Raw genomic sequence first — 12,596 nt, 5'->3', positions numbered from 1 at the left:
GCCACCGCCACCGCAGTGGCCGCTCGACGCGCGATGGCGTCCAAAGGCCCTAACCCCCTGATCGACGATCCCTTCGCCGAGCCATTGGTCAACGCCGTCGGCGTCGAAGCCTTCATCAAGATGATGAACGGCGACATCGATCTCACCGATGACGATCCGGCCTTCACCTCACAGCGGCTCGCCGAGGGGATGGCGGTTCGAACCCGGTTCTTCGATGACTTCTTCACCGACGCCACCAAAGCCGGTGTGCGCCAAGCCGTCATCCTGGCCGCCGGGCTCGACACCCGTGCCTACCGACTGCCGTGGCCGTCGGGAACGATGGTCTACGAGATCGATCAGCCGCAGGTCATCGAATTCAAAACGCGCACACTGGCCGATCTCGGGGCGGCTCCGACCGCCGACCGCAAAGCGGTGGCCGTCGACTTGCGCGACGACTGGGTAGGCGCCCTGCGCGACATCGGGTTCAGCACCGAGCGGCCGACTGCCTGGATCGCGGAAGGACTGCTGGGTTACTTGCCACCAGACGCCCAGGATCGGTTGTTCGACACCGTCACCACGCTCAGTTTCAGCGCCAGCAGAATCGGCACCGGCTACGTCCCTGATATCCGGGATCGAATCGCCAAGCGCGGCAAGGAGATCAGCGAACGCTGGCGTCGCCTCGGGCTGAACGTGAACTGGGCCGATCTGGTGTACGACGGCGAGCGCAACGACGCAGCGGAGTATCTGGCCGCCCGCGGCTGGGAGACGACCGTGCACACAACGCCAGAGCTGTATGCCGCCAACGGTTTTGAATTCCCGGATGCTCCCTCGATGGTCGCATTCGGGGATATCAGGTACGTCTCGGCCGAGCTACCGTAACGACGCCAGTTCGATGAACCGGCGGTAGCGTTGCGCCACCGGACCGGCCCAGTCCGGGCTTGGCTCGACCACCCGCTCGACGGCGGCCCATCGGGCAGCGTCGGTGAGCGCCGACTCCGCACCCACCGCCATCCGGGCCAGAAACGCCGCACCCAGCGCCGCACCCTCGGCCACCCCGGACACCTGCACCGGTCTTCCGGTGGCGTCGGCGATCGCCTGCAGCCAAGGCTGGAGCCGGGTACCACCACCGGCGACCACGATCCGCGAGACGTCCGCTCCACTCAGCTCGATGATCTGGCGAACGACGAAGCCGGACGCCTCGTAGGCGGCCCGTCGCAGCGCCGCCGCGTCGTGAGTCAGGTCGAGGCCATCGAGCATTCCACGACGGTCGGGGTCATGAAAGGGTGTGCGCTCGCCGCGAAGATACGGCGACCACACCGGCACTCGCCGCGGGTCGGCCACCGCGGGGTCGCCCGGTCCCAGGACGCGATCGACCCAGCCGAGAAACAGCCCGCCGGCATTGCTGGCTCCGCCGATCTGGCTCTTGCCGGTCATGGTCGGGATGGTCCACAGGCCCGGCACCTGCCGCGCCTCGGGGACAGTCACCCACACGATCAGCGTGGTGCCGCACAGCACCAGCACGTCGCCGTCGTCGTCGGCGCCGGACACCATCTGCTCGCACAGCGCGTCGATGGCCCCGACCGCCAGCACCGCGTCGCCGACCCGCCCGACCGCGGCGCCCGGAGCTTCGACCCGCGGCATCCGATCGACCGTCGCGCCGCGCTGCGCACACTCCTGCGCGTTCCAGCCGGTGCCGTCGAACAGCGGCAGCCCGGTATAGGCGGTGGGAAAGTCGACGACCGCCTCGCCGGCCAGCGCGTAGTTGGCCACCGCCGGAGCCGGCCAGTAACCGGCCGCGTCCGGTGCTTGGGCGGCCGTCCAGCGCAGGAATTCGGCGACCTCACCCACCGGGGACGGGCCGTCGGTATCAGCATCGGCCACCCGGCCCCGGCCGTCGCCGTACAGCAGCCCTGGTGTGATCGGCCGGCCGCCGGCGTCGACGGCAGTCAGCGACGGGACCATCGCGGACACTGCGACCGCGAGCGCATCCGGGCGCGCCAATTGGTTCAGCGCCGTCAGCGGGCCCTGCCGCCAGGCCTCGTCCGCGTTGTGCTCCAGCCGGTCCGGCGCCGGCACCCGCAACTCGTGCGGAATCCGTGCCCGCGCGACCACCCGGCCATCCTCATCGGCGGCGACCGCTTTGACGGCGGTGGTGCCGATATCGATGCCGATTGTGACCTCTTTGCGTGACACGGGCGTCACCGTACGCCAGCATTGGCACTCGTGACCCGTGCTTTGGTGACGGCCCCGCTGCGTGGCGAAGGATTCGAAAAGCTGCGGCAGTTAGTCGATGTCGTCTACGACCCGTGGATAGACCAGACTCCGCTGCGCATTTATTCCGGCGAACAGCTCGCCGAGCGCATTTCCGCTGAAGGCGCCGATATCGTTGTGGTAGAGAGCGATTCGGTCAGCGGGCCGGTTCTCGACCTAGGCTTACGGGCCATCGCGGCGACCCGCGGTGACCCCAACAACGTCGACGTCGCGGGCGCGACCGCAGCCGGTATCCCGGTGCTGAATACGCCGGGGCGCAATGCGGATGCGGTCGCCGAGATGACGCTGGCCCTGCTATTCGCCGCCACCCGCCAGGTGTTGGCCGCCGACGCCGACGTGCGGGCCGGAGAGGTGTTCCGCGACGGCAGCATTCCCTATCAGCGCTTCCGCGCGTGGGAGGTGGGCGGGCGAACTGCCGGGCTGATCGGCCTCGGCGCGGTGGGGCGCGCGGTCCAGTGGCGGCTGGCCGGGCTGGGCATGCGGGTGATCGCGTACGACCCCTTCAACGACGAGGCACGGCACAGCCTGGACGAGCTGCTCGCCGAGGCCGACGTCGTCTCGCTGCACGCACCGCTGACCGCCGACACCACCGGGCTGATCGGCGCTGAGCAGTTCGCGGCCATGCGCGACGGCGTCGTCTTCCTCAACAGCGCCCGGGCTCAGCTGCATGACACCGACGCGCTCGTCGACGCGCTGCGCAACGGCAAGGTGGCCGCCGCGGGCTTGGACCACTTCGTCGGGGAGTGGCTGCCCACCGACCACCCGCTGATAGCGATGCCCAATGTGGTGCTCACGCCCCATATTGGCGGGGCAACGTGGAACACTGAGGCACGCCAGGCTCAGATGGTTGCCGATGACCTCGAAGCGCTGCTGTCCGGTAGAACGCCTGCCCATATCGTCAACCCGGAGGTGCTGACCGCATGAGATTCGTGGACGACCCCGAAACCGCGGTGCTGGCGGCGGCCAAGGACATGCTGCGCCGCGGGCTGGTCGAGGGCACCGCGGGCAACATCTCGGCCCGACGCGAAGACGGCAACCTGGTCATCACCCCCTCTTCGGTCGACTATGCCGACATGAAGCTCGAGGATCTGGTGCTGGTCGACCCGGACGGCGCGGTGCTGCAGGCCGCCGACGGCCGTTCACCGTCGAGCGAGATGAAGCTGCACCTGGCCTGTTACCAGGCGTTCGACGACATCGGCAGCGTGATTCACAGCCACCCGGTGTGGGCCACCATGTTCGCGATCGCACATCAGCCGATTCCGGCCTGCATCGACGAATTCGCCGTCTACTGCGGCGGCGACATCCGTTGCAGCGAATACGCGGCATCGGCCACACCCGAGGTCGGCACCAACGCGGTGAAGGCCCTGGAAGGCCGCGCCGCGGCGCTGATTGCCAACCACGGCCTGGTCGCGGTCGGTCCCCGGCCGGACAAAGTCCTGCACGTCACGGCACTGGTTGAGCGGACCGCCCAAATCGTCTGGGGAGCAAGGGCTCTCGGCGGTCCGGTCCCGATCCCGGACGATGTCAACGCCAATTTCGCCGGCGTCTACGGCTATCTGCGCGCCAACCCGATGTGAGGCGCCATGACTTCCTTGGAGCTGAAGAGCAGTGGGACAGCAGAATTCGATGAGGGAGAGGTTTATTTCATCGGTAACGCCACCACGTTGATCAGTTTTGGCGGCCTGACGATCCTGACCGATCCCGCTTTCCTGCACAAAGGCGAACACGTCTATCTGGGTCATGGCATATGGGCCCGGCGGGAGGTTGAGCCGGCTTGCCAGATCGCCGACCTGCCACCGATTGATCTGATTGTCTTGTCGCACTACCACGGCGACCATTTCGATGACGTCGCCGCGCAAGAGCTCGACAAGAAACTGCCCATCGTCTCAACGGCTGACGCGGTCGGCAAGCTCAGCGGTCTCGGCTTCGAGCGAGGGTATCCCCTCGACACCTGGGAATCCCTCGAGGTGCGCAAAGGCGAAGCGACGCTGAAGATTACGGCGATGCCGGCCAAACATGCCACTGAAGAAGCAGTCAACGACCTGCTCATGCCCGTCAATGGGCACCTACTCGACTTCAGTCGCACCGGCGATCAGCTCTATCGCCTCTACATAACCGGAGACACGATGCTCGTCGACAGCCTCCAGGACATTCCACGCCGCTACCCCGACATCGACCTGGGTCTGATTCACACGGGCGGCACAACCTTCCTCGTCACCGTCGTCACGATGACCGGTGAGCAGGGAGTCAGGGCCGTTGAGATCACCAAGCCTCGCACCGCGATCCCGATTCACTACAACGACTTCTCGGTGTTCCTATCTGGACTCGACGATTTCAAGAAGGCCGCACAGACCTCAACCGCCAGTGCAAAGTTCGTCTACCTCGCCCACGGCGAGACCTTCACATTCACGCCACGGTGATCGTCATACCGCACCCGAGCTAGCGCTGGTCGAAGGCCACCTTCACGGCACCGCTGGCGCCCTGGTTCGCGATGGCCAGGAAGGCGTCGCGCCAGCGCTCCAGCAGGAACGTGTGAGTCAGCATGGGCCGCAGATCAATTCGGCCGTCGACCACCAGGTCGAGGTAATGCGCGATCGCGTGCCGGCGGCGCCCGTCGACCTCCTCGACGCCGAAGGCATTACTGCCGACCCAGCTGATCTCCTTGAAATACAGCGGGCTCCACTCCCACCGACCGGGTGCGTGCACACCGGTCTTCACCAGCGTCCCCCGCGCGGCCAGGACCCGGACGCCGACCTCGAACGTCTCCGGCTTTCCGACGGTGTCGTAGACGACGTCGACGGCTCCCGGGTAGGCCATCGGCAGCCCTTGCAGCGGTTGCCATAGTCGGCCGCCGCCCCAGGCGACCAACTCTTCGATGACGGCCAGCCGCGGCTCGTGCGCCAGTACGACGGTCGCGCCGAACCAGCGAGCCAACTCGGCCTGGGCTTCGAACCGGGCCACCACAGCGACCGCAACGTCCGGATACAGCTCTCGCAGGATCGCCAACGCGCACAACCCCAATGAGCCGGCGCCGTAGACCAGGACCCGGCCTGAGCGCGGCGGCGGATGGCGGGTGATGGCGTGCAGCGATACGGAAAACGGGTCGGCGAACACCGCCAACTCGTCGGGCACCGAATCGGGCACCGGGAACAACATGCTGTCGTGAGCCGGCATCAACTCGGCGTAGCCACCGGTCACGTCGGCCGACACCCCGGTGTGGATCCCCGGTTTGATGTCGCCGTCGCAGAAGCTCCAGCACAGGCTGTAGTCACCGCTTTGGCAGGCCGGGCAGGGCGGTTCGATGCCCCGCGGCCCGCAGGACAGCCACGGGTTGAGCACCACCCGCTGGCCCACCTCGAGACCACGGGCCTTGGGCCCCACCTGCACCACGTCGGCGACCACCTCGTGGCCCATGACTTGCGGGAACGAGCAGAAGGCGGCCATCGCGTTGTCGGCGTCGCCCTCGCCGAAGTCCAGCAGGATCTGCTTGGAGTCCGAGCCGCAGATACCGGTCAGCCGGGGGCGGGTGATGACCCAATCGTCGTGCAGCAGGACAGGATCCGGCACTTGGCGCAGGGCAACCGGGCTGGTCGCGAGGTTCTTGGCCAACGGATTGGCGCCGTCGGGTATCTCCCACGGCTCCGGCCGCACACCGAAGACCAGCGCTTTCATCGCGGTGCCATGGCGGCCGCGCCGGCTATGTAGGCGTCGATGTCGGCGTTCTTGGCGTCGACCACCGCTTTCATGTCAGGCAGGTAATGCTCGAAACGGTCGTCGCCCAGCGCCGCGATGATCCCGTCGGCCACCTCCTCGGCGGGCACCTTGGGGCCTTGGTAGAGCGGTTCCTCGCTGCCCGGCCGATCCCAGATCTCGGTGTCGACGGGCCCGGGTTCGATCAACTTCACCGAGACGCCGGTGCCGTGCAGGTCGACGGCCATTGACTCACTCCACCCGCACAGCGCGAATTTGCTTGCACAGTACGCGGTTTCGTGAACGATACCCAGCCGGCCACCAACGCTGGACACGTTGACGATGACGCCGTGCCGGCGCTGAAGCATCCGGGGCAAAATCGCCAGCGTCAGCCGCATCGGGGCGAAGAAGTTGACCCGCATGACCGTCTCGACGTCGGCCGGGTCCAGCGCCTCGACCACGCGACGCTTCGGCATTGCGGCGTTGCTGACCAGAACGTCGATGCCACCCAGGTCGTCCCAGACGCGCAACCCGAACCGGTCGACCGCGGCGGTATCGCCCAGATCGGCCACCCACATCATCGACTCCGGCGAGGTCCGGCGGCAGTCCGCCAGCACCTGCGCCAGACGCTCCGAGCGGCGAGCGACCAGCCCCACCACCGCGCCGTGACGGGCCAGTCGCCGGGCCAGCGCGGCCCCGATACCCGACGACGCCCCGGTGATCAGCACCCTCTTGCCCGCCGCCTCGAAAGCCATGCTCACAGCGTCGCGGGAATGACTCGGCTTGACATGCGTTTCAGCAATATGCCTGCATAAGGGGCCATTCGACCCCGTGGTACGCTCGTTATATTGGCTAAGTAATCACCCGATTTTCACGCGAAGGGACCGCGATGGCACGCACCGACGACGACACCTGGGACCTCGCATCGAGCGTCGGCGCAACCGCCACGATGGTCGCCGCAGCCCGCGCCATGGCCAGCAAGGTCGAGCAGCCACTGATCAACGACCCGTATGCGGAGCCGCTGGTTCGGGCAGTCGGATTGGACCTCTTCACGCGGCTGGCCACCGGTGAGCTGAACCCCGCCGACCTCGAGGACGACAGCGACGGCGCCCCGGGCGTGCAGCGGATGACCGACAACATGGCGGTCCGCACCATGTTCTTCGACGAGTTCTTCCTCGACGCGACCAACGCGGGCATCAGGCAGGCGGTGATCCTGGCGTCGGGGCTGGATGCCCGCGCGTACCGGCTGCCCTGGCCCGACGGCACCACGGTGTACGAAATCGACCAACAGCAGGTCATCGAATTCAAATCCCGAACGCTGGCCGAGCTGGGCGCCCAGCCCACCGTCCACCGTCGCGCGGTCGCCATCGACCTACGCGATGACTGGCCGGCCGCGCTGAAGGCGGCGGGTTTCGACCCGGAGCAGCCCAGCGCTTGGAGCGCCGAGGGCTTGTTGGGCTACCTGCCACCCGACGCGCAGGATCGCTTGCTGGACACCATCACTGAGCTCAGCGCACCGGGCAGCCGGATCGCCACCGAGAGCGGGCCCACCCGCGAGCCGGGGCACGAGGCGCGGGTCAAAGAACGCATGCGGAAGGTGTCGGAACGCTGGCGTAAACACGGGCTCGACCTCGACATGACCGAGCTGGTCTACTTCGGCGACCGCAACGAAGCGGCGGTATACCTATCGGATCACGGATGGCAGATGGGCGGCAGCACCATCCGGGAGATGTTCGCGGCCAACGGACTTCCGCCGATCGAAGAGGACGACCTGCCGTTCGCCGACCGTCTCTACGTCAGCGGAACGCTGACCGACAAGAAATAGGAGCCGTTCGATGCCTCGTACCCACGACGACAGCTGGGATCTGGCCTCCAGTGTGGGCGCCACCGCGACGATGGTCGCGACCTCGCGCGCATTGGCGTCGCGGGGACCGGAGCCACTGCTCGACGATCCCTTCGCCGAGCCACTGGTGCGCGCGGTTGGGTTTGCGCCATTCGTCCGAATCCTGGACGGGGAAATCAGCCTCGAGGATGACCCGATGCTGAATCGCAAGACGCGCACGGAGCAAATGGCGGTGCGCACAAGATTTTTCGACGACTTCTTCACCGGCGCCGCCGCGTCAGGCGTCCGCCAGGCCGTGATCCTGGCGTCGGGCCTGGACACCCGGTCCTACCGACTGCTCTGGGGGGACGGCGTGGTTGTTTACGAGATTGACCAGCCCCAGGTGATCGAATTCAAGACGCGTACACTGGCCGACCTCGGCGCCGCGCCGACCGCGGAGCTCCGTACCGTCGCTATCGACCTGCGCGACGACTGGCCGAGCGCGTTGCGCGCCAAGGGTTTCGACGTCGATCAGCCGACCGCGTGGAGCGCCGAGGGATTGTTGCCCTACCTGCCGTCCGACGCCCAGGACCGATTGTTCGACAACATCACCGCGCTCAGCGCACCGGGCAGCCAGCTGGCCACCGAGCACATCTCCGATACAGACGCCTTTTCCAAGGAAGGCGTGCAGCGGATCAGTGAGCGGTGGCGCCGCGCCGGTTTCGACCTGAACGCGGCCGATCTGTTCTATCAAGGCGACCGCAGTATCGTCGCCGACTACCTCACCGGTCACGGCTGGGAGGTAACCGCCCACCCTGCCCCAGAGCTATACCAGCGCAATGGATTTATCTTCCCGGACGACGAGGCGATGGCTATGTTCCGGAAGATGAGCTATGTCGCCGCGACGCTGAAGAAATAAGGCAGAGATGTCGCGCACTGATGACGACAGCTGGGATCTGGCCTCCAGCGTGGGTGCCACCGCGACCATGGTCGCCGCGGGTCGCGCGATGGCGACCAAGGATCCCCGGGGGCTGATCAACGACCCGTTCGCCGACCCACTGGTCCGCGCCGTCGGGCTGGATTTTTTCGTGAAGATGATGGACGGCGAGCTCGACTTCTCGCTGCTCCCGAACTCGTCGCCGGACCGGACGCAGGCAATCGTCGATGGGATGGGCATTCGCACCGAGTACTTTGACGAGTATCTGCTCGCCGCAGTGCAGGCAGGCGTGCAGCAAGTGGTGATCCTGGCGTCAGGCCTGGACTCCCGCGCCTACCGGCTGCCCTGGCCTGACGGCACCACGGTGTACGAGATCGATCAGCCTCAGGTAATCGAGTTCAAAACGCGCACACTGGCTGATCTCGGCGCCGAGCCGACCGCGAACAGACGCACCGTCCCGATCGACTTGCGTGCCGACTGGCCGGCCGCGTTGCGAGCCGCCGGCTTCGATACCGGCGCACGGACGGCCTGGCTGGCCGAGGGCCTGCTGATCTACCTGCCGTCCGAAGCCCAGGATCGGTTGTTCGACAACATCACCGCGCTGAGCGTCCCGGGCAGCGCGATCGCCACCGAATACGTGCCCGGCTTGAAAGATATCGACTTCGAACGGGTTCGCGAGCAGAGTGCCCGGCTTCGCGAGCACGGTCTCGACATCGACATGCCGTCGCTGGTCTACGCCGGCGAGCGCACCCACGTGATCGATTACCTGCGCGGTAAGGGCTGGAACGTTGCCGGTACCCCGCGGGCGGATCTGTTCGTCAGCAACGGGCTCCAGATCCCGACTCCCGACAACGACGATCCACTCGGCGAGATCATCTACGTCAGCGGGCCGCTCGGAGGTTAGAAGCGCGAGTTCCCCACCCACAGCACCCTGGCACCGGTCAACGACCGCTCGGCCTGTTCGATGATCCCGACCACCGACTGGGTGATCAACGCGCCCAACGCATCCGGCAGCGAGGCCGCCGCCGGCTGCGAAGAAGGTTGTGGCCGCAGGAAGTCCCACACCGACGAACCCGGATAACCGACCAAGCGGACCTTGGCGTCTTCGTCCAGGCCGGCCAGCACCTTAGCCCGCCGCACAGCGGCCCGTAGACCGCCGAGTTCGTCGACCAGGCCATGGTCGAGGGCGTCCGCTCCAGTCCAGATCCGGCCTCGGGCCACCGCCTCGACCGCTTCGACGCTCAGGTGGCGACCCTGGGCGACCCGCCGCACGAAGTCGTTGTAAAACAGGTCGGCCTCGGCCTCAACTTGGGCATGCTGCTCGGGTGTGAACGGCGCGTTGACCGACCAGGCGTCGGCATTGGCGTTGGTACGCACCGCATCTGACCCGACACCCAGCCGCTCTTTGAGATCTCGAGCGATCAGCTTGCCGGTCAGCACACCGATCGAACCTGTGATCGTGCCGGGGTTGGCCACGATCGCGTCAGCGCCCATCGAGACGTAGTAGCCGCCCGAGGCGGCGACCGCACCCATCGACGCCACCACCGGCTTGCCGCGCTCGCGGGCCTTCTTCACCTCTCGCCAGATGTTTTCCGACGCGGTGACCGAGCCGCCCGGCGAGTCGACCCGCAGCACGATCGCCGACACCGAATCATCGTGTGCGGCTTCGCGAAGCCCGGCCCCGATGGTGTCCGCGCCGGCGTTGGACGAGCCGAACGGCAATCGCGAACCGCCCCGGCCGCTGACGATCGGGCCGGCGACCGTGACGACGGCGATCGTCGACTTGGGCCCGCGCCCGGGTATCGACGGGCGAGCCGGTCCGCCGGGCCCGGTTGCCCGGGCATAGCGGCTCAGATACAGCCGCGGCGGGCCGTCGTCACCGTCGGCGTCACCGGATTCCGGTGAAATGCCCTTGGCACCAACCAGTTCCGCGATCCGCGCATACGCCTCGTCGCGGAAGCCGACGCGATCGACCAGACCTGATTCCACAGCGATGTCGCGCAGCAGCGGCGCTTGATCGGCCAGCCCGTCGAGGGCGTCTTGGTCGATGTCGCGCGAGTCGGCGATCGCCTGCCACACCTGACCGCGCAGGCTCTCCAGCAGCCGGGTGTCGGCTTCCCGATGAGCGTCGGTGTAGCGGTCCTGTGTGAAAAGGTTTGCCGCCGACTTGTATTCGCCACGCGTAACGAACTGCGCTTCGATACCGGCTTTGTCCAAGGCGTCGCGCAGGAACAGGGCGTTGGTGGCGAAGCCGATCAGCCCGACGGTGCCCGCCGACTGCATCCACACCTCGCGGAACGCCGAGGCCAAGTAGTACGACAGCGTCCCGGGGTACGTCTCGGCCCAGGCCAGCGACGGCTTGACCGCGGTGAATGCGGCGACGGCTTCCCGCAGCTCCTGAACCGGCCCGGCCGCGGCGGCGGGGAGCTCGACGCGGGCGATCAGGCCGGCGACGCGGGGATCCTCGGCAGCCCGGTGGAGTGCGGACACGGCTTCACGCAACGCCAGTGGCCGGCCGCCGCCGGTGATGATCGTCAGCGGATCCAGGCTGCTGGTTTCGGGCGGGGCAACCCGCAGGTCGAGTTCGAGCACGCAGCCATTGGGAACACCGTGGTGGCGAGCGGTATCCACCCGGCGGGCCAAGGCACGCACGTCGTCGATACCCGGCGGGTCGGGCAGGAAAGAGAACATGTGACGAGCCTACCGACGACCAGCGATGGGTCCGGACCGTACGGTGATGAGGTGCGGTTCTCCATCGCGATCCATCAATTCGACGAGACCGGCTTCGACTCGGCCGGCTTACGCGAGTACCTGAAGCGAGCCGAAGAACTCGGGTTCGAAGGCGGTTGGGTGCTCGAACAGACCATCGGCGAGGCTCGGCTGCTTGCGCCGCTGGAGCTGCTCGCCTGGGCTGCGGGCTGCACCGAACGGCTGCGGCTCGGCGTGGCCGTCCTGGTCTCGTCGTTGCACGATCCGCTCCAGCTAGCGTCGGCGATTACCGCGGTCGACCGGCTCAGCCACGGCAGGCTGGATGTCGGCGTGGCACCGGGCGGCGGCGGCCGCAGGTTCGCTGCCTTCGGGGTGGACCGCGCCACCTTCATCAGCAGTTTCACCGAGGGCCTGCAGCTGATGAAGGCGGCATGGTCCGACGAACCCCGGGTGACGTTCGACGGACGGTTCCGCCAGGTCGACGGTCTGCCGATCCAGCCCAAACCCGTGCAGCGGCCGCATCCGCCGATCTGGTTCGGCGGGCAGGCCCCCAAAGCGCTGGCCCGCGCGGTGCGGCACGGCGATGCGTTCCTCGGTGCGGGTTCGTCGACCACCGCGAAGTTCGCCGAGGCGGTGCCGATCGTGCGGCGCGAGCTTGCCGCGCAGGGCAAGGATGCCGCGCATTTCCCGATCGGCAAACGGGTCTATCTGATGATCGACGACGACCCGGCCAAGGCACGCCAACGCGCGCTCGACGGGCTACATCGGATCTATGGCGGGATGCCCGGCATCGACGACGTGCCGGTATCCGGCACAGTCGACGATGTCGTCGGCGGTCTGCGCGAAGTCATCGATGCGGGGGCCCAGACGATCCTGCTCAATCCGGTCGGCCGCGATGTCGCCGAGGACCGCGAGCAGATGGAACGCCTTGCCGCAGAGGTCATTCCGCAGCTGCGTTGAGTTCGCGCCGGCGCTGAGGAACGTGCACCGCGTTGTGCCCACCTCACAGCGAATTACGCTGCCGGCTGCCGAATTTTCGCTCGTAGGCGGGCATATCGCGGTATAACGACTCAATGCGTCGCAAAGTCGCGGTCTCGCCGGACCTGGTCGAGGGCGACGCCGATCAGGGCTACGGCAAGGTCGCCGACGCATTCCGGGCCAACTTCGCCGAACATCGCGACGTCGGCG

General features: G+C 67.2%; 12 protein-coding genes. 8 read left to right on the top strand and 4 right to left on the bottom strand.

Annotated elements, in window-relative coordinates; translation table 11 throughout:
- Positions 1-858 (top strand): class I SAM-dependent methyltransferase (locus VGH54_RS09280; RefSeq protein ID WP_331511660.1); only part of this gene is annotated, 858 nt, incomplete at its 5' end.
- Here the strand turns inward: VGH54_RS09280 and VGH54_RS09275 are convergent.
- Entirely contained in the window at positions 850-2,172 is a 1,323-nt protein-coding gene (locus tag VGH54_RS09275; RefSeq protein WP_331511659.1) for a xylulokinase, read from the bottom strand. The genes VGH54_RS09280 and VGH54_RS09275 overlap by 9 nt on opposite strands.
- Positions 2,173-2,193: 21 nt before the next feature.
- Between VGH54_RS09275 and VGH54_RS09270 the strand changes: the two genes are divergently transcribed.
- Genes VGH54_RS09270 through VGH54_RS09260 form a run of 3 tightly spaced genes read left to right on the top strand, consistent with a single transcriptional unit; the run spans position 2,194 to position 4,670 of the window.
- Complete coding sequence (locus VGH54_RS09270) at positions 2,194-3,174, top strand: NAD(P)-dependent oxidoreductase (protein WP_331511658.1); 981 nt, start codon at positions 2,194-2,196, stop codon at positions 3,172-3,174.
- The gene (locus VGH54_RS09265; RefSeq protein WP_331511657.1) at positions 3,171-3,827 is read left to right on the top strand and encodes an L-fuculose-phosphate aldolase; all 657 of its coding nucleotides are present in this window, start codon (positions 3,171-3,173) and stop codon (positions 3,825-3,827) included. Before VGH54_RS09270 ends, VGH54_RS09265 begins: the two co-directional genes overlap by 4 nt.
- A gap of 6 nt (positions 3,828-3,833) precedes the next feature.
- Positions 3,834-4,670, top strand: a complete 837-nt coding sequence (locus tag VGH54_RS09260) for an MBL fold metallo-hydrolase (protein ID WP_331511656.1) — start codon at positions 3,834-3,836, stop codon at positions 4,668-4,670.
- Positions 4,671-4,689: 19 nt separating this feature from the next.
- Here VGH54_RS09260 and VGH54_RS09255 read toward each other — a convergent pair whose 3' ends face one another.
- Positions 4,690-5,922, bottom strand: coding sequence for a zinc-binding dehydrogenase (locus tag VGH54_RS09255; protein WP_331511655.1), 1,233 nt, complete (start codon positions 5,920-5,922; stop codon positions 4,690-4,692).
- On the bottom strand, positions 5,919-6,695 hold the full coding sequence (locus VGH54_RS09250) for an SDR family NAD(P)-dependent oxidoreductase (protein WP_331511653.1): 777 nt from the start codon (positions 6,693-6,695) through the stop codon (positions 5,919-5,921). The genes VGH54_RS09255 and VGH54_RS09250 overlap by 4 nt, the downstream gene beginning before the upstream one ends.
- 134 nt (positions 6,696-6,829) lie before the next feature.
- Here VGH54_RS09250 and VGH54_RS09245 point away from each other — a divergent pair, with 134 nt between their 5' ends.
- From VGH54_RS09245 to VGH54_RS09235, 3 genes are read left to right on the top strand one after another with little or no spacing between them, the layout of a single operon-like run.
- Positions 6,830-7,765, top strand: coding sequence for a class I SAM-dependent methyltransferase (locus VGH54_RS09245; RefSeq protein ID WP_331511652.1), 936 nt, complete (start codon positions 6,830-6,832; stop codon positions 7,763-7,765).
- Positions 7,766-7,775: 10 nt separating this feature from the next.
- Positions 7,776-8,681 (top strand): class I SAM-dependent methyltransferase, encoded by a 906-nt coding sequence (locus VGH54_RS09240; protein WP_331511651.1) that lies wholly within the window; start codon positions 7,776-7,778, stop codon positions 8,679-8,681.
- A gap of 7 nt (positions 8,682-8,688) precedes the next feature.
- The gene (locus VGH54_RS09235) at positions 8,689-9,603 is read left to right on the top strand and encodes a class I SAM-dependent methyltransferase (RefSeq protein ID WP_331511650.1); all 915 of its coding nucleotides are present in this window, start codon (positions 8,689-8,691) and stop codon (positions 9,601-9,603) included.
- Here VGH54_RS09235 and sppA read toward each other — a convergent pair.
- Positions 9,600-11,390, bottom strand: a complete 1,791-nt coding sequence (gene sppA, locus VGH54_RS09230) for a signal peptide peptidase SppA (protein ID WP_331511649.1) — start codon at positions 11,388-11,390, stop codon at positions 9,600-9,602. The genes VGH54_RS09235 and sppA overlap by 4 nt on opposite strands.
- A gap of 51 nt (positions 11,391-11,441) precedes the next feature.
- Between sppA and VGH54_RS09225 the strand changes: the two genes are divergently transcribed.
- Positions 11,442-12,368: an LLM class flavin-dependent oxidoreductase gene (locus VGH54_RS09225; protein ID WP_331511648.1), complete on the top strand. Its 927-nt coding sequence runs from the start codon at positions 11,442-11,444 to the stop codon at positions 12,366-12,368.
- Positions 12,369-12,596: the final 228 nt, after the last annotated feature.

This window comes from Mycobacterium sp. (genome assembly GCF_036488105.1).
Taxonomy (GTDB): domain Bacteria; phylum Actinomycetota; class Actinomycetes; order Mycobacteriales; family Mycobacteriaceae; genus Mycobacterium.
The sequence above is the reverse complement of the archived record's forward strand: the minus strand, read 5'-3'. Positions and strand labels throughout refer to the sequence as shown.

Bases quoted from the DNA above. Each gene is read 5' to 3' on its own strand.
- VGH54_RS09265 (WP_331511657.1), top strand. From the start codon at position 3,171: ATGAGATTCGTGGACGACCCCGAAACCGCGGTGCTGGCGGCGGCCAAG.
- VGH54_RS09260 (WP_331511656.1), top strand. From the start codon at position 3,834: ATGACTTCCTTGGAGCTGAAGAGCAGTGGGACAGCAGAATTCGATGAG.
- VGH54_RS09255 (WP_331511655.1), bottom strand. From the start codon at position 5,922: ATGAAAGCGCTGGTCTTCGGTGTGCGGCCGGAGCCGTGGGAGATACCC.
- VGH54_RS09250 (WP_331511653.1), bottom strand. From the start codon at position 6,695: ATGGCTTTCGAGGCGGCGGGCAAGAGGGTGCTGATCACCGGGGCGTCG.
- VGH54_RS09245 (WP_331511652.1), top strand. From the start codon at position 6,830: ATGGCACGCACCGACGACGACACCTGGGACCTCGCATCGAGCGTCGGC.
- VGH54_RS09240 (WP_331511651.1), top strand. From the start codon at position 7,776: ATGCCTCGTACCCACGACGACAGCTGGGATCTGGCCTCCAGTGTGGGC.
- VGH54_RS09235 (WP_331511650.1), top strand. From the start codon at position 8,689: ATGTCGCGCACTGATGACGACAGCTGGGATCTGGCCTCCAGCGTGGGT.
- sppA (WP_331511649.1), bottom strand. From the start codon at position 11,390: ATGTTCTCTTTCCTGCCCGACCCGCCGGGTATCGACGACGTGCGTGCC.